This window comes from Acinetobacter sp. C32I (assembly GCF_023702715.1).
Taxonomy (GTDB): Bacteria; Pseudomonadota; Gammaproteobacteria; order Pseudomonadales; family Moraxellaceae; genus Acinetobacter.
Window position 1 is genome coordinate 3,795,461 of the sequence record NZ_CP098480.1, and the last position, 16,048, is coordinate 3,811,508.

The window sequence follows — 16,048 nt, forward strand, 5'->3', positions numbered from 1 at the left end:
AGAGCGAATAAAATAAACGGAAGAAGATATGGAATTTACTTTTAATGGTTTCTATACCCTAATTTCGGCGGTCATCGTCTTGTTATTAGGACGTTTGCTCGTTAATAAAATTGACTTCTTAAAACGCTATAACATTCCTGAGCCTGTGGCTGGTGGTTTGGTTGCAGCGGTACTTTCACTACTTGTACACTCACTTTGGGGTTACAGTATTGTTTTTAGTAGTGAATTACAAACCAGTTTTATGTTGATCTTCTTCGCTTCGATTGGCTTAAGTGCTAACTTCATGAAGCTCAAAGAAGGCGGTATTGGTTTAGTGATCTTCTTGGTCTGTGTCGCCTCTTTTATTGTGGTACAGAACGCTGTCGGCATGAGCCTTGCAACCATGCTAGGTATTGATCCTTTGGTGGGTTTGATTGCGGGTTCAATCACATTGACTGGTGGTCATGGTACTGCAGGTGCATGGGGTGAAATTCTTGAAACTCAGCATGGGATTCAAGGTGCGTTGGCTTTAGGTATGGCGAGTGCAACTTTCGGTCTGATTATCGGTGGTATTATCGGTGGTCCATTGGCGAAGTTGTTGATCAACCGTTATAGCCTTGCTCAAGCACAGACCCCAGCTGAAATCAAAAATCGTGATACGCATTTAGATCAACATCCTGACGAGTTGGCACCATTTGAAAATCCACATCAGGTTCGTTTAATTACGGCTGATAATGCGATTACGACTTTGGGTATGTTTGCTGCGTGTTTGGCATTTGCAGAATTCATGACAGGTTTCAGTAAGGGCACTTGGTTCGAGTTACCAACTTTCGTTTGGGCGCTTGGCGGTGGTGTGATCTTACGTAATGTCTTAGAAAGCGTATTAAAAGTAGATATCTTTGACCGTGCAATTGATGTGTTTGGTAATGCATCATTATCGCTCTATCTTGCAATGGCATTGCTTTCATTGAAATTGTGGCAGTTGGCAGATTTGGCTGGCCCGCTTGTCGTTATTTTAGGTGCGCAAACCATTACGATGGCATTATATGCTGCGTTCATTACCTTCCGCGTCATGGGTAAAAACTACGATGCAGCGGTATTGGCAGCAGGTCACTGTGGTTTTGGTATGGGGGCAACTCCAACTGCGGTTGCAAACATGCAAGCGATTACCAATATGTATGGACCATCTCATAAAGCCTTCTTGATTGTTCCGCTTTGTGGTGCGTTCTTCGTTGATTTAATTAACGCAACAGTAATTCAATTAATTTTGAAATTCTTTGCCTAAGTCGGATCAAAAGCCCCAAGCGGGGCTTTTTTGATTCATCCATTGTTATCGTATATGTACGGACGTACATAAAATATTTAAAAGCGAATAAGTGATGAATGAAAAATTAAATGACACCCTGATGGCTTGGGTAAGTTTTTTCAATGATCCTTTATGGGACTTTCTCGTTGTTTTCCTGCTAGCAGTTGGTATTTTCTATACCATTGCAACGAAAGCTGTCCAAATCAGAATGTTCTTCCACAGTATCAAGGTGATGAAGGGCAGTCGTACTAAAGGTGAAGAAAAAGATTCACACGGATTGACACCTTTCCAAGCATTTGTAACGGGCTTAGCTAGTCGTGTTGGGGTAGGTAACATTGCAGGTGTGGCGATCGCGATTGCGATTGGTGGACCAGGTGCAGTGTTTTGGATGTGGTTTACTGCATTATTGGGGATGAGCTCGGCTTTTATCGAGTCTTCGCTTGCTCAGTTATTTAAGGTGCGAGATAGCAATAGTAAGCAGTTTCGGGGTGGACCAGCCTACTATATTACGCAAGGCTTACGCAGTAAAACTTTTGGTGTGATCTTCGCGCTGGCCTTGATCTTTACCTATGGTTTCGTATTCAACTCAGTTCAAATCAATGCGATTGCCAATGCATCTTCACATGCATGGGGTTGGGACAAAGCCAATCTGGTTGCTCACTTAGGTGGTGTTGATCTCGAAATTTCATGGGTTGGTCTTGCACTGGTTGTTATGGTTGCCTTAGCGATTTTTGGTGGTATCAAACGTATCGCTAAATTTGCAGAAATGTTTGTACCACTCAAAGCAGGTCTTTACCTTGCTGTGGCGATGTATATTGCCATCAGCAATTATGAACTTCTACCTGGGATCTTCAAACTGATCTTCACTGAAGCATTCCAGTTTAATGCAGCAGCGGGTGGTTTCTTCGGTGCCATGATTTCGATGGCAATGATGCAAGGGATCAAGCGTGGCTTGTTCTCTAACGAAGCGGGTATGGGTTCTGCACCAAACGCTGCAGCAGCATCGGATGTGAAACATCCAGTGAACCAAGGCTTGGTGCAAATGCTTGGTGTATTCGTAGATACGTTCATTGTGTGTACCAGTACTGCGATCATTATCTTGGTATCGGGTGTTTATCACGATGCGGGCTTTGTCGGGGTAGAGCTGACACAGCGTGCTTTAGAGACACAAGTCGGACACTGGGGTGCTGACTTCCTAGCAGTGTTGTTATTCCTATTCTGTTATTCCGCTGTACTCGGTAACTATGCCTATGCAGAAAGTAATGTGCAGTTTATCAATAACAATCCGAAAGTGATGTTCATCTTCCGAATCTTTGTATTGGTGATGGTGTACTTCGGTGCGATCGGTAGTGTACCATTGGTTTGGTCAATGGCGGACTTGTTCATGGGGATCATGGCGACGATTAACTTGATCGCAATCTTATTGTTAACCCCTATGGCACGGACTCTGTTAAAAGACTATACCTCTCAGTTGAAGCGCGGCATTAAAGAGCCTGAGTTTAAGATTGATAACTATCCAGAATTAAAGAAAAAAGTTGATTCTGATATTTGGTAATGCATCTAAAGCAAAACTAAAATCATAAAAAAAGCTCCTTTCGAGGAGCTTTTTTTATGTCTTTTTGATGACAAATACAAAAATTGCTACAGTTTTTAGATGCGCTAAACGCTAAAATTCAGATCAGAGATATGGTTAATATGGCAATCGCGGCGTATGAAACAGCTTAAATTATGGATGTTGGGTCTTTCAATGGCAGTTTTGGCTGGTTGCCAAAGTACTTCACATTTAAAACCCGTGATTGAAGATGCCCAAGCTCAAGCTGTAAGCCAACCCTTTAATGCCATAAAACAACAGCAAAAACGCCCTGTGATTGCATTGGTATTGGGCAGTGGTGGCGCGCGTGGTTATGCCCATATTGGCGTGATTGAAGTATTAGAACAGCAAGGCATTCGTCCAGATTTTATCGTGGGCACCAGTGCGGGCAGTATTGTCGGTTCAATCTATGCCAGTGGTAAAAGTCCTGCCGAATTACGCGATATTGCCTTAAAGCTCAAAGCCAATGATGTACGCGAAGTCAATGTCAGTCTAAAGGGCTTTTTTGATGGTAAAAAAGTGGAAGACTATATCAATGAGCAAGTGCATAACCTGCCATTAGAAAAAATGAAAATCCCAATGTATGTGGTGGCGACCGAATTAAAAGACGGTACCCGAACTGTATTTAATTATGGCAATACTGGGCAGGCGGTACGGGCTTCTGCATCCATTCCAAGTATGTTTGTACCGACTAAAATTCATGATGTTGAGTATGTTGATGGCGGTTTAGTCAGCCCCGTGCCTGTACAGGTTGCACGTGAATTGGGGGCGGATGTGGTCATCGCCGTGGATATCTTGGCACAACCGATTCATACTGAAACCAGCAATGTCTGGGGCTTGTTCAATCAGAATATCAATATCATGCAAGGACGTTTGGCAGAAGAGGAACTTAAAGAGGCTGATATTGTAATTCAGCCTGATCTGCGTGAAAAAGCACATATCTTTGATGTCAAAGGTCGTGAGATGACCATGCAGGCTGGTGTAGATGCCGCCAATGAAAAACTCGCCGAAATTCAATGGGCAATTCAAAGCAAAAGCTTCCCAACGCAAAGTGAGCAACAAGATATTGCCTTAAAAATGAGTACCTCAGCACCACGTTAAGGCTTTATTTTATGAATGTTGTGATGGACTTAAGTGCTTGAGTCCATTTACTAAACTTGTATTCGGGCAAAAACAAATTGTAAATCATCTACAAAAAGCTATTAAAAAGGCGAAAAAACAGGTAAATAACTACAAATCATCAAACTTTCTTATCAGACAGTTTTAAGTTTCAGGTCATAGGATGGCTTGTTCAAATAACTCGCTACATAACAAGGATTGTTAAACAGATGTTTAAGTCTTTCTTTCCGAACCCGCGTTTGTTTTTTATTTCCGTCATCGTATGGTTATCCCTCAATATGTTGCTGTGGTATACCGGTGGTCATAGCTGGGGTGAATATCTTGGTTTTGCCAAAGGTTATGCCAATGCAGAGTTGCCAATTGGTGTTAGTCGTTTTTGGGCACCTTCTTCGCTTTGGTTCTATTCTTGGTTTATTGCCGCAACAGCACTATTTGCAGGGTTTTGGCGGATATTTTCAGCCAATAAATGGCAACGTTGGTCGATTTGGGGATCCGCCTTTATCATCTTTAATATCTGGTTTGCCGTACAAGCGAATGTTGCGATTAATGCATGGTATGTACCATTTTGGGATTTAGTCCAAAGTATGCTCTCTGCAAAAGGGGGGGATGTTCTAGCACTTTATAAGGAGTTGGCGGTTTTTTTATGGATTGCTATGGTGTACGTGACCTTGGCAACGATCAATGTCTTTTTTACCAGTCATTATGTTTTTCGTTGGCGTACAGCAATGAATGAATATTATGTCGAGAATTGGGAAAAATTGAGACATATTGAAGGTGCTTCACAACGTGTGCAAGAAGACACCATGCGTTTTGCAACCATTGTTGAGGACTTGGGCGTAGAATTTATTAAAGCGATTATGACGCTTATTGCATTTTTACCATTACTTTTTATCTTATCAAATCATGTGCCTGCATTGCCTATTATTGGCGAAGTTAAATATTCATTAGTATGGGCTGCTGTGTTATGGGCTGTCTTTGGAACCCTACTTTTAATGGTTGTTGGGATAAAATTGCCAGGTTTGCAATTTAATAATCAGAAAGTCGAGGCTGCTTACCGTAAAGAATTAGTTTATGGTGAAGATCATGTCGAATATGCTCAGCCTGCCAAGTTAAAAGAGCTATTTGCCCAGGTCAGAAAAAACTATTTCCGCCTATACTTCCATTATTCTTATTTTAATTTGACCGCAAACTGGTATGGACAACTTGATATTTTATATAAGCTAGTCGTGTTATTTCCATCTATTTCAGCAGGTCTGTTAACCCTTGGTTTATTTCAACAGATACTGAATGTATTTAGTAATGTTCGAGATTCTTTTCAATATCTGATTAGTTCATGGAAAACCATTATCGAATTGCTGTCGATTCATAAACGTCTTAAAGCCTTTGAAAAAATATTAGATTAGTTTGAACAGTTAAGATTAAGAAAGCCTTGGCTCAATGCTAAGGCTTTTTTATTGCCAAAGGTTTTAGCGAGTTTGTGGTTTTTATGTGAAAAGTGAATATATATTGCAACGAAAATGACTTTATTTGATTAAAGTACTTCACTATAGTCGCTTGATAAAATTAATGATCTTTCATTTCTCTCTTGTATCGCTGAAAACCTAAATAAATAGGATAAATCATGAAACCTATATTGCTCAAAAGTGCATTGGCGCTTGCACTGACTGCCTTTACTGCAACTGTATGGGCAGATCAAGCAATTCAATCTTCCCCAACACAAAAAGTTTCAGGCATAGACCAACAGTATATCGACCAAAGCGTGTCTGCCAATGATGATTTTTATAACTATGTAAATGGTACATGGTTAAAAGAGACTGAGATTCCTGCAGATAAATCACGTTGGGGCGCATTCAACGAATTACATGAGCTATCGACCAATCAGTTACATGCGATTGTTGATGAGCTGAGTACAAAAAAATCGGCAACAGGAACAGTAGAGCAAAAAGTTTCCAGTCTATATGCCAGCTTTATGGATGAAAAAACAATTGAAGCGCAGGGAATTACACCATTAAAGCAAGAATTGGCAGGTGTGGATGCGATTCAAAATAAACAAGACCTTGCTCAATTAATGGGGCATTTCTCACGTATCGGGGTTAGAACGCCGTTTGATATCAGTATTGATCAAGATATGAAACGCTCTGATGTGATGATTGCAGGTCTGGCGCAGCGTCGTTTGGGTTTACCTGATCGAGACTATTATCTAAAAGATGATCAGAAGTTTGTGGAAACGCGCGCCAAATATCTGAAGCATATTGAACGCATGCTGCAACTGTCTGGTGATCAGCAAGCGGCACAGCATGCACAAGACATTCTCAAGCTCGAAACAGACTTGGCAAAAATCCAGTGGAGCAATGTTCAGAACCGTGATTTATCCAAGCGTTACAATATCTACCCACTCAAAGATTTGAATAAGTTAAGTCGTAGTTTTGATTGGGATAGTTATCTCAATACAGTCGGGGTCAAAGACAAAATTCAGACCATTCAGGTGAATCAATTAAGCTATTTCAAAGCACTTGATCCAGTGATCAATAAAACGCCTTTAAATGTGTGGAAAGCTTATTTTAAATGGAACTTGATCAGTAATTTTTCACCTTTCTTAAACAAAGCCTTGGTTGATGAGAGTTTTGAATTTTACGGCAAAACCTTGCGTGATGTTGCAGAACAAGAAGTCCGCTGGAAGCGTGGCGTACAAACTGTAAATGCTGTATTGGGCGATGGTCTAGGCAAAATCTATGTGGAAAAACATTTTTCTGCAGAGAAAAAACAGCGTATGGATGCCTTGGTGCAGAATTTGATCCAAGCCTATGATCAAAGTATTAGCCAATTAGACTGGATGAGTCCTGCAACCAAAGTGCAGGCTAAAAAGAAATTGGCCAGCTTATCGATTAAAGTCGGCTATCCAAACAAATGGCGTGATTATTCAGCACTCGAGATTAAAGACGGTGATTTGATTGGCAATGTGATTCGTGCCAGAGAATTTGAACATCAAGACAGTTTGGATAAGTTGGGTAAACCTGTGGATCGTGATGAGTGGTTTATGACCCCGCAAACCGTGAATGCCTATTACAATCCATCCTCCAATGAAATTGTCTTTCCTGCTGCAATCTTGCAACCGCCATTCTTTAATATCGATGCGGATGATGCAGTGAACTATGGCGGGATTGGCAGTGTGATTGGACATGAGATCAGTCATGGTTTCGATGATCAGGGCAGCCAGTTTGATGAATTGGGCAATATGCGTAATTGGTGGACTGCACAAGATCACAAACGATTTAAAGCCAAAACACAGGCTTTGGTTGCACAATACAATGCCTATGAGCCGATTGCAGGCTATCACGTCAATGGTGAACTGACCTTGGGTGAAAATATTGCTGATAACTCGGGTCTATCAATTGCCTATAAAGCGTATCAAATTTCGTTAGCAGGCAAAGCTGCGCCTGTGATCGAGGGGCGTACGGGTGAGCAGCGTTTCTATATGGGCTGGGCGCAAGTTTGGCGTGCCAAAACCCGTCAAGCACAAGCAATTGTGTATTTAAAAACTGATCCGCACGCACCAGATAAAGTTCGCGCCAATGGTGCTTTAGTCAATCAAGCGCCGTTCTATGATGCTTTCAAGATTAAAGCGGGAGATAAAATGTATTTAGCGCCTGAAAAACGGGTCAGTATCTGGTAATTCAAGATTCAATAAAAAACCTGCATCGAGCAGGTTTTTTATTGCCCTTTTAAAGGAAGGCAATTCCAAGCCCTGCGCCTGCGGCCATGACCCAAAGCGGATGAATTTTTTTAAACATGCCGAGGATGGCTGTCAAAATCACGATGATGACCAAAAGCAGGTTCTGTGCAGAAGCATCGGCAATCAACCATGCACTGACCAGAACCAAGCCAACGGTAATCGGTTTCAATGCTTTTTCAAAACGTGCCCGTAATGGATTGGCTTTAAAGCGTTCCCAGAATTTCAGTGCATAAATGGTGATGATTGAAGATGGACCGAACTTCGCCAACGATGTCACCAACAAACCTGCTGGACCTGCGACATGCCAACCGACCAAAGGTACAATCATCATATTGGGGCCTGGAGCAGCTTGAGCCATGGCAAACAGCGAACTAAACTGTTCTGCACTCATCCATTGATGCACCGTTACCACTTGGTGCTGCATTTCAGGCAGGATGGCATTACCACCACCAAAAGCCAGTAGCGAAAGCTGAGTAAAAACGACAGCAAGGGTGACTAAGATCATGATTTTTTCACTCCTAGAACCAGCATATTAATCGCCAGTAAAATCGCTAAAGTCAGTGCTAAGGGCAGCTTGATCCAAATCATAAACACGAAGGTCAGGCCGATGGTGAAAATGGTCAGATAGCTTTTTAAAATCGGCTTGAGCATCTTAAATCCTGTCGCAAACAGTAAGCCTGCGGCAGCAGCGGCCAAACCTTGAATCATGTGTTTGACTGCGGGGAGGTACTGGAAATGCTCATAGACCTGATAGATGATCAGTACAATTGCAGTCGGGGCAGAGATTAAACCGAGGACTGAGCTGATCGCACCTTTCACGCCTTGGAATTCCATACCAATGGCAACGGCCATATTGATGATGTTACCGCCCGGTAATAATTGGCACACGCCAAGTAAGTCGGTAAATTTGCCTGCATCAATCCATTTATGTTCTTCAACGATAATGCGATGTGCCAGTGGCAGTACGCCACCAAAACCCATCAACCCCAATTTCATAAATCCCGTAAAAAGTGCCTTACAATCAGGAGCAGTCGCTAGTGATTCACTCTCTATTGATAGGGCTTGGGCTTTCATTGGATTACCTTTCTGTTCAACCTTGTGAGCTATAGCATGAAAGATTTGTGGTATATTCACAAATGCTATTTTTGCCGTTATCTATACTTTCAGGGTATGTATGATTGATATTCATAAACTCAATGCATTCGTTGCTGTGGTGGAAGAAAGCAATATTTCCAAAGCTGCGGTTAGGCTGCATATGCAACAGCCGCCATTGACTCGATTGATTAAAAGTCTGGAAGAAGAATTGGATATAGCGTTATTAAAACGCTTGCCCCGAGGTGTAGAGGTGACGGAAGCAGGTAAGGCTTTATATCAGGAAGCGATTACCATTTTGGCGCATGCTCAGTCGATTCCGAAACGGGTCAAAAACATTGCGCAAGGCTTGGAAGGTCAAATCAATATTGGCTTTACCAACTCCGCAGGGCTACATCCTTTTTTGCCTGCACTCTTGCGTCAATTCAGGGAAAAGTTTCCTGCTGTCGCTATTCATTTGGAAGAAGATAGCAGTACCGCTTTAACCGATGCAGTGATCAATGAAAAACTGGATATCGTCTTTCTGCGCAAACCTGCACCGATTCATGCCGAAGTACAAAGCATACATGTACTGGATGAGCCTTTGATTGTGGCTTTGCCGAGTAATCATCCTTTGGCTGAGCAAGCGGGATCAATCCGCCTACTTGATTTAGAGCCGTATGAGTTTGTGTTGTATCGCCGTATTGCGGGGCAAGACCTGTTTGATAATATTTTGGCAAATTGCTATCAGGCAGGGTTTAGTCCAAACATTGTGCAAGAAGCCCCACGTTTAACTTCGAGCCTGAACCTGATTGCAGCGGGGATTGGGCTGTCAATTGTTCCAGCCTCAATTCAGGACTTCTGGAATAAGCAAATTGTGTACAAACCGCTAGAAGCGAAAAAGCCCTGTATCGCCCCGATCTATGCAATTTGCCGTGCCAAAGGCAATAGTGTTCGGGTTGAGCATTTCTTGAGTCTACTCAAAGCCAGTCAAGCGGTTTGAAACGGCTCAATGGTTAAAGTGATAGAAGTTTAAAATGGGCCCAACCAAATGCTGCTGTGATTTGTCCAGAGTTACGATGATTTCTCTAAAATTGAAGGTGTCCTCGTCATGGTATTTCGCGACGCCATGAGTTTTATTATTCAGATTTGGGATTTGATAGCTAAAGAAAGCCACTTGTTTGGAAGGATGTACAATATTCACCAGTTTTTGTGGATCTTTATAGCCGCCAAACTCATTTTCAATACTCTCTTTTAACAGATTGGGAAAGTAAAGCGTGGCATTGGGCATACCACAACCGACACAGAAGGATGAATCGTATAATTCTATGGCCTGTTTTTGATTTGGACTCATCAGCAGGGCTGAACCTGTACCATTTGCACCCGCATGTGCCTCCACATCGTGCCAATCTTTGGGTACAAGTACTGCACCAATTTCAGGTAGTGCAACTAATTTGAGTTGCTTGGCCTGATGTGTATCCAGTTTAAAATCGAAATGGCAGCTTTTGGCTGTACAGTTTTTAAAGTCCTTTAATAAGCCTTCATCGGCAGGATTCAGCGCAGTCACTCCATAAAAGGGAACACGGACATCGTTGGCAAAGGACACTTCACCCAAGGCATAAATTTGATTTTCGGCTTTTCGCTCTTGTGCTGTATTTGAAAATTTGGGAAAGATGGGCTTAAAGCTACGTACTTCAGCATGTGTCAGCGTGGTAGACAGCGCCAATAGAACGGCAGAAATAGAGATTGATATTTTCATTTTTTAATTCAGTATCCGAGCTTGGATCAAAATTAACATATTGTTTGAGATAAGTGCATTTTCTAAATTTACTTCTGGTTTTAAGTTAGGCCATTGCATGAAGCTCCAAACAATGTCTTTTAACTTAATGATCTATATTTTACTTTTTATCACTTTAACTAAAAATAATATTAAATTTAAATCAATAATTAGTATGAATTCAGATGAAGGAAATACAATTATTAATGAGCTTAGTTACCCAGAAGAAATGACTATGAATATGAAATCAATTTTTAAAGTAATCTTAGTTCTTGCCGTATTTGGAATGAGTGGGTGCGCTTCGTGCGTCCAATGCTAAGAATCAACCAAGTTTTTTACAATTGAGCCTTAGCAAAGGAAAAATAACGAAAGCTAAAGTGTTGGAGGTGTATGTTGAACTTACGAGAAAATCTATTTTTATGTTTTGTCAGTTTTCTATTCGTTGGTTGTACGACCTATGGAGATCATAAAACTAATACTTTGCTAAAGAATAAAATTGGGCATCCTTTGAATGAACTCGTCGCACAAATTGGACAACCAGAGAGTTCTATTTGGGATATTTCTGCCAGTGAAAAAACCTATATGCATACATGGACAATCCAGAAATATGCTCGAGATAAATTTGTAAAGACAGGAACAGAATATGTCGGCACTGGAATGGTTGGTATGACTCAAGGTGGAAATGGGGTAGCAGCAGTTCCTATTTATCAAGATCAATACAGAGATGTCGGTTATAACACTCCAACCTACTATACTTGTATGATCAATGTATACACCAATGCCAATGGGATCATTGTTAAAGAAGGTGGATTAAAAAATAAAACAAATGCAGTTGGTGGTTTTTGCGATGAATTCTTAAAGCTAAAATAGATTCCATCTTTTTGTGGTTTTAAGATAAAGTTGTTGTAAATGGATGTATATTTGATTTAAGAGAACTTAGGATATCTAAAATAGATAAGTAATCTACATTTGAGGTGAAATTTATCTTATCTATTTGTATTTTATAAATAATATTTATTATGAGAAAGTCAAACTATCTAGGGTGGGGATTACTCAATTTACAACTGACCATCGGTTTTGCTTATTCTTATGATTATTTTCATAGACATATTATTATAGACCATGTTTTAGCTTTTACTTTGTCAGTTATTTTTATTGCGAATCTATTTTTCTTTTTTACTAAATTTATTAAAAATTATTCTCTTAGCGCATTTATTTCTATCATTTTCTCTAGCGTTCTAGTCTCTATATTATTTATTCAGTTCAATAGGGAGGACGCTAACTTCATTGTGAGTGATGTTCTTCTTTTGTTTGGGTATATGATGATCAGGATGTTGCTCTATATTACAACTCCTATCGCATTCTTGGTTGAATTTTTTTTAAAGAAAAACTAAAAAAATGGGATTGATGTTGTTCGTTTTTTAGTAAAGTTACTTAATCTGTAGAGTTTAAAAGTATATATTATGAGTAATCATGTCAGTATTCATAATGATTAAAATAATAGTATTGAAATTAGACGGCCTAGAGCATAAGTCTTATGAAAAAGATTCTTTTAGCCTGTTCCCTTATTGTCCTGAGTTCCAATGCTTTTGCCCAAGATATCAAAGGCATTTCATTCTCGCATGAAGATTGGGAGATTTACTGTAGCAATACAGGCACTTGCCGAGCAGCAGGTTATTACAATGAATATAGTGATGATGAACCTGCATCGCTGTTATTGACCCGTCAGGCAGGCGCACGACAGCCTGTACAGGTTGAATTTGCATTGGCTCGTTTTGAACAACCTTCTATGCCCGCAGCAAAGCTTAAAAATCTCCATTTTTATGTGAATGGTAAAGACTTTGGGCAAGTGTCCGTCGATGGAACAGAATTCCCACTGATGGGACAACTCTCAACAAATCAAGTCAATGCCTTATTACAGCAATCTAAGAAAAAGACCGAAATCGTGTTTAAAAATGCCAATCTACATTGGCAAATCTCAGATAAGGGGATGACTGCGGTATTGCTAAAAATGGATGATTTTCAAAAACGTATTGGTACAGTGGGCGCTTTAATTAAAAAGGGCAAGGCAGATGAGTCCAAGGTATTGGCCGCTCAACCCAAATTTACCGTCAAGCAGATCAAAACATCCAGTAAGCCTTATCTGACCTTGGGGCCAACCGATAAACGCTATGCTGCACTCTATCAAAACTTGATGGCTGCCCAGCCAATTCCGAAACAAGAAGGCTTTTGTGAAGGGGCTTATGATGGTAAGCAAACAGCACCTCAAGCAATCGATTTCTATAAATTGACCAATAAAAAAGTTTTGGCAGCTACGTTATGTTGGCGAGGTGCATATAACGAAGGTTATGGTGCATGGGTATTGGATGAGTCGCTTGCGAATAAAGCCACTTTTGTGACGGAACATTCCTCTGAGTTTTATAATGGGATTCTCAGCAGTTCGCAGAAAGGGCGCGGTATTGGTGATTGCTGGTCGAGTGATGAATGGGTTTGGGATGGACAGAAGTTTGTACATACGCTAGATCGCTGGACAGGGATGTGTCGAGGGCTTGCCGCAGGTGGAGTGTGGGATCTTGATCAGATTGAAGCAATCGTCAAATAATATTGTGAATATAAAAATAGCCTAAGGAAACACAATGCTTAAACATAAGATGGGTTTAGGTGGAATGATTTTAATGGGTGCATCCGCCTATTTTAGTGCATCTGTTTTTGCTGCGCCTTTACAGATTCTAGACTTTAAAAAGGGGCAACTGAGTGCAACGGAACAGACGCAACTTTGTGAACAAGTCAAAGAACTATGCCAGCAGCGAACACAATGGCAGAGTTTGAAAACGCCAGATCAAACTTTATGGTTATTATCTGAGGGAAATATTGCCCAGTTTGCGACATCGAGCACAGGTTTTAAATTGTTAAAGCAGTGGCGTATTCAGTTGGCGGCTACGGAAGAAATGGCACGATCTAGCCAATATATTTTTCCTAAACTGTTTCCAATGGATCAAAACCGTTATGCCGTTGCAGTGATTGATACCTTTTCGGAAATGTATTCAGGTGGTGGGGCAGGAATTGAACGGGCCAGCTTTTATGAGTTAAAGGATTCAGGTAAAACGCATCGCTTTATTGAAAACTATCCTTTTAATTTTAGCCGTATGATTCGGGCCTGTTTCTCCGAACAGGATTATGAAAACTCTAAGGGCAAGTGCCATGATGAAGATAGTTTGAGTCTGGATATTCGTCCGGTCAAGCCGATGCTTTGGCAATTCCGTTACCGCTATAGTCTGGATGTGTCACCTGCGTCAGATTCGGGTGAGAAATCATTTAAGGGCAGTCGTAACCTGAATATTGATTTAAATAAAGCACCTGAGCAGCCGAATATTCCAGAAGAATGGGACTATGAGGGTGCAGGCTGATAATTTACAACAATGAACGATTTTACATTTTGTCAAAGCTTTAAGGGCGTGGACTTACGCAATTTACAGCGTCATAACAGATGCTCTAGACAGAGCATGGTACAAAGAGGAAGATTGCAATTTGGAACTGTGCTTATGTCTCGTGTTTATACTTCTGCCCGCCGTAAATTTTCTCATTTGAGTCGTTCTGTATTCATGGCTGCGGCTGTGTTGGGTACAACACAAGTGGCAATGGCAGGGCCAACGGTTGATCAATTGAGTGATTGTTTGGTGAAAGCGACTACCGCTGCGGATAAGACCACGGTTTTGCAATGGACTTTCACGGCTTTAGCGGCGCATCCTGATTTAAAGTCTTTTAGTAATGTGACACCTGAGCAGAAAACCCAGTTGGATCAGAAATTGGCGCAGGTATTACAGCGTGTGATTGTGGAGCAATGTTCGACACAGACTAAAGCCGTAATTCAAGCCGAAGGTGTTAAAGCAGTTGGAGAGGCTTTTCAGCAGTTAGGTCAGAGTGCAGGGCAGGATATTGTTAAAGATCCAGCGGTAAGACAGCAGTTGCAAGGCACCTTGCGTTATATTGATTTAAATAAATTGGTCACGACTTTTTTAACACCTGATATTTGGAATAAGTTGGGTGTATTAAGAGGGGAATGAATTTTTTAATTTTAAAGTAATTTAGAGGAAAGAATATTCTTTATCAAAATGGTAGAGAATATCCATCCTTTAGATGGATAGTAGAAAGACGGTGATGGTAGAGTATTAACTAAGTTGTAGATATATTTTTGATTTTTGGTTATATTTTATTTTTTAAAAATCTAATACATAAAATTGAATTTCCTATGATTTCACGTATATATTTTAAATGTCTCACCTGTAAAGAAATTATGACAACAAGAACACAGTTGTCTAATGGGCTTAGGCAAGAAATAAATTTTTTATGTCCGCATTGTGAAGCTGAATCTAAATTAGTATTATTGTTGGATGAGCCGCCAATAATAAAAATTTCATTTAATGAGTTAGAAAATTTAGAATACATGGATAGTGAATTTGTAGATGATGAAAAATCAAAAATAATTAATCTGAGTACAAATTTTACTGTGCCTGATGAAGATAAGCACAAAGAGTTATATTCTCCATTTTTATATCAAATGGTTGAGATTCTTAAAGATTCTTATGGTGATAATTTTTCCCATGAAAAAATTAATGGTGTAATGGGAGCTTCAAATATTGAAGAGTTATGGAAAGATTTATATAAAGCTTATAGATTTAATTTAAAAGGTAATTTTATTCAAAGAGATAAAATAATTAAGGGTGAGGATTTGTGTGAATTAATTTTTCATTTCATTCGTATATTTATAGGTGAAGATAGATTTGAAAGAAATATTAAGATGTTAGGAGGATTTCTAAAAGAGGTTCATCAAAAGAATAACTCTGAATTTAATAAATTTGTTAAAGAGTATATGCTCCCTAACCAAACAGAGAAAATTGATGCTTACATGGAGATATTTGATACATTTTTCTCAAATTTTCAAGACTTTCAACAGCTTAATTTGCAAGCTCGTTTAGAAGTCGAGACGTTCAAAAATTCAAAAGTTTCATCTGTTAATTTTAAGCGCACAAAGATGTTTTACGGAGAGGCATTTGAAGTCCTAGGAACAAGTATCTGTAGCATTGCTTTTTTAAACAATATTTTCAACTCTAGAAATTATAATGAATTCGAAAGTGATAAAGCTACAAAAAATTATTTGACCTCTGACAAAGGAGGGAGAATGAAGTGTTTTGAAAATAATGCCCTGCTGTTTAATATTTTTGGATATGAGTATGATAATAAATTAAGAAATGCAACTCATCATAAATGGTTGAAGTACAATGAATCAAGCCAAGTGATTAACTATCCTGTATCTGGTTCAAGTTCTGAAAGAATTAATTTACACTATGCTGAATATTTGTTGAAGTCTAATAATATTGTTATTTCCCTTATGGCTCTGCTTTCATTTGAATTGTTGATGGTTTATAACTTTAATTTCAGACTAAATAAAAACCCGCTCTAAAGCGGGTTTTC

Annotated in this window: 14 protein-coding genes; 11 read left to right on the forward strand and 3 right to left on the reverse strand. The window is 39.8% G+C overall.

The features are described from left to right. The first annotated feature begins 28 nt into the window (after positions 1–28). The 5 genes from gltS to NDN13_RS18175 all read left to right on the forward strand — a co-directional run bounded on the left by gltS (position 29) and on the right by NDN13_RS18175 (position 7,668). Positions 29–1,264: a sodium/glutamate symporter gene (gltS, locus tag NDN13_RS18155; protein ID WP_004652335.1), complete on the forward strand. Its 1,236-nt coding sequence runs from the start codon at positions 29–31 to the stop codon at positions 1,262–1,264. 94 nt (positions 1,265–1,358) lie between these two features. After that, the gene (locus NDN13_RS18160; protein WP_005206050.1) at positions 1,359–2,840 is read left to right on the forward strand and encodes an alanine/glycine:cation symporter family protein; all 1,482 of its coding nucleotides are present in this window, start codon (positions 1,359–1,361) and stop codon (positions 2,838–2,840) included. Positions 2,841–2,996: 156 nt separating this feature from the next. Next, complete coding sequence (locus tag NDN13_RS18165) at positions 2,997–3,977, forward strand: patatin-like phospholipase family protein (RefSeq protein ID WP_251116447.1); 981 nt, start codon at positions 2,997–2,999, stop codon at positions 3,975–3,977. Positions 3,978–4,204: 227 nt separating this feature from the next. Then, positions 4,205–5,398, forward strand: coding sequence for a peptide antibiotic transporter SbmA (gene sbmA / locus NDN13_RS18170; protein WP_251116448.1), 1,194 nt, complete (start codon positions 4,205–4,207; stop codon positions 5,396–5,398). A gap of 218 nt (positions 5,399–5,616) precedes the next feature. Then, positions 5,617–7,668: a M13 family metallopeptidase gene (locus tag NDN13_RS18175; protein ID WP_251116449.1), complete on the forward strand. Its 2,052-nt coding sequence runs from the start codon at positions 5,617–5,619 to the stop codon at positions 7,666–7,668. 49 nt (positions 7,669–7,717) lie between these two features. Here the strand turns inward: NDN13_RS18175 and NDN13_RS18180 are convergent, their stop codons facing one another. Together NDN13_RS18180 and NDN13_RS18185 are read right to left on the reverse strand one after the other, a co-directional pair. Next, a complete protein-coding gene (locus NDN13_RS18180) occupies positions 7,718–8,233 on the reverse strand; it encodes a chromate transporter (protein WP_005322602.1) in 516 nt (171 codons plus the stop codon). Beyond that, positions 8,230–8,802 (reverse strand): chromate transporter, encoded by a 573-nt coding sequence (locus NDN13_RS18185; RefSeq protein WP_251116450.1) that lies wholly within the window; start codon positions 8,800–8,802, stop codon positions 8,230–8,232. The genes NDN13_RS18180 and NDN13_RS18185 overlap by 4 nt, the downstream gene beginning before the upstream one ends. A gap of 100 nt (positions 8,803–8,902) precedes the next feature. Between NDN13_RS18185 and NDN13_RS18190 the strand changes: the two genes are divergently transcribed. After that, complete coding sequence (locus NDN13_RS18190) at positions 8,903–9,802, forward strand: LysR family transcriptional regulator (RefSeq protein ID WP_251116451.1); 900 nt, start codon at positions 8,903–8,905, stop codon at positions 9,800–9,802. 6 nt (positions 9,803–9,808) lie between these two features. Here NDN13_RS18190 and NDN13_RS18195 read toward each other — a convergent pair whose 3' ends face one another. After that, a complete protein-coding gene (locus NDN13_RS18195; RefSeq protein WP_251116452.1) occupies positions 9,809–10,558 on the reverse strand; it encodes a DUF4850 domain-containing protein in 750 nt (249 codons plus the stop codon). A 408-nt stretch (positions 10,559–10,966) separates the two neighbouring features. On the opposite strand from NDN13_RS18195, the gene NDN13_RS18200 reads away from it, so the two are divergent. From NDN13_RS18200 to NDN13_RS18220, 5 genes are all read left to right on the forward strand, one after another. Continuing rightward, positions 10,967–11,446, forward strand: coding sequence for a hypothetical protein (locus NDN13_RS18200; protein ID WP_251116453.1), 480 nt, complete (start codon positions 10,967–10,969; stop codon positions 11,444–11,446). Between the two features lie 667 nt (positions 11,447–12,113). Continuing rightward, positions 12,114–13,178, forward strand: a complete 1,065-nt coding sequence (locus tag NDN13_RS18205; RefSeq protein ID WP_251116454.1) for a DUF1176 domain-containing protein — start codon at positions 12,114–12,116, stop codon at positions 13,176–13,178. 34 nt (positions 13,179–13,212) lie between these two features. Continuing rightward, entirely contained in the window at positions 13,213–13,983 is a 771-nt protein-coding gene (locus NDN13_RS18210) for a hypothetical protein (RefSeq protein WP_251116455.1), read from the forward strand. Between the two features lie 135 nt (positions 13,984–14,118). Beyond that, on the forward strand, positions 14,119–14,640 hold the full coding sequence (locus tag NDN13_RS18215) for a hypothetical protein (RefSeq protein WP_251116456.1): 522 nt from the start codon (positions 14,119–14,121) through the stop codon (positions 14,638–14,640). 230 nt (positions 14,641–14,870) lie between these two features. Next, positions 14,871–16,037, forward strand: a complete 1,167-nt coding sequence (locus NDN13_RS18220) for a hypothetical protein (RefSeq protein ID WP_251116457.1) — start codon at positions 14,871–14,873, stop codon at positions 16,035–16,037. Positions 16,038–16,048: the final 11 nt, after the last annotated feature.

Excerpts from the sequence above, each read along its gene's own strand:
- NDN13_RS18190 (WP_251116451.1), top strand. The coding sequence starts at position 8,903 with ATGATTGATATTCATAAACTCAATGCATTCGTTGCTGTGGTGGAAGAA.
- NDN13_RS18210 (WP_251116455.1), top strand. The coding sequence starts at position 13,213 with ATGCTTAAACATAAGATGGGTTTAGGTGGAATGATTTTAATGGGTGCA.
- NDN13_RS18195 (WP_251116452.1), bottom strand. The coding sequence starts at position 10,558 with ATGAAAATATCAATCTCTATTTCTGCCGTTCTATTGGCGCTGTCTACC.
- sbmA (WP_251116448.1), top strand. The coding sequence starts at position 4,205 with ATGTTTAAGTCTTTCTTTCCGAACCCGCGTTTGTTTTTTATTTCCGTC.
- NDN13_RS18165 (WP_251116447.1), top strand. The coding sequence starts at position 2,997 with ATGAAACAGCTTAAATTATGGATGTTGGGTCTTTCAATGGCAGTTTTG.
- NDN13_RS18180 (WP_005322602.1), bottom strand. The coding sequence starts at position 8,233 with ATGATCTTAGTCACCCTTGCTGTCGTTTTTACTCAGCTTTCGCTACTG.
- gltS (WP_004652335.1), top strand. The coding sequence starts at position 29 with ATGGAATTTACTTTTAATGGTTTCTATACCCTAATTTCGGCGGTCATC.
- NDN13_RS18215 (WP_251116456.1), top strand. The coding sequence starts at position 14,119 with ATGTCTCGTGTTTATACTTCTGCCCGCCGTAAATTTTCTCATTTGAGT.
- NDN13_RS18175 (WP_251116449.1), top strand. The coding sequence starts at position 5,617 with ATGAAACCTATATTGCTCAAAAGTGCATTGGCGCTTGCACTGACTGCC.
- NDN13_RS18200 (WP_251116453.1), top strand. The coding sequence starts at position 10,967 with ATGTTGAACTTACGAGAAAATCTATTTTTATGTTTTGTCAGTTTTCTA.
- NDN13_RS18160 (WP_005206050.1), top strand. The coding sequence starts at position 1,359 with ATGAATGAAAAATTAAATGACACCCTGATGGCTTGGGTAAGTTTTTTC.
- NDN13_RS18205 (WP_251116454.1), top strand. The coding sequence starts at position 12,114 with ATGAAAAAGATTCTTTTAGCCTGTTCCCTTATTGTCCTGAGTTCCAAT.
- NDN13_RS18220 (WP_251116457.1), top strand. The coding sequence starts at position 14,871 with ATGACAACAAGAACACAGTTGTCTAATGGGCTTAGGCAAGAAATAAAT.
- NDN13_RS18185 (WP_251116450.1), bottom strand. The coding sequence starts at position 8,802 with ATGAAAGCCCAAGCCCTATCAATAGAGAGTGAATCACTAGCGACTGCT.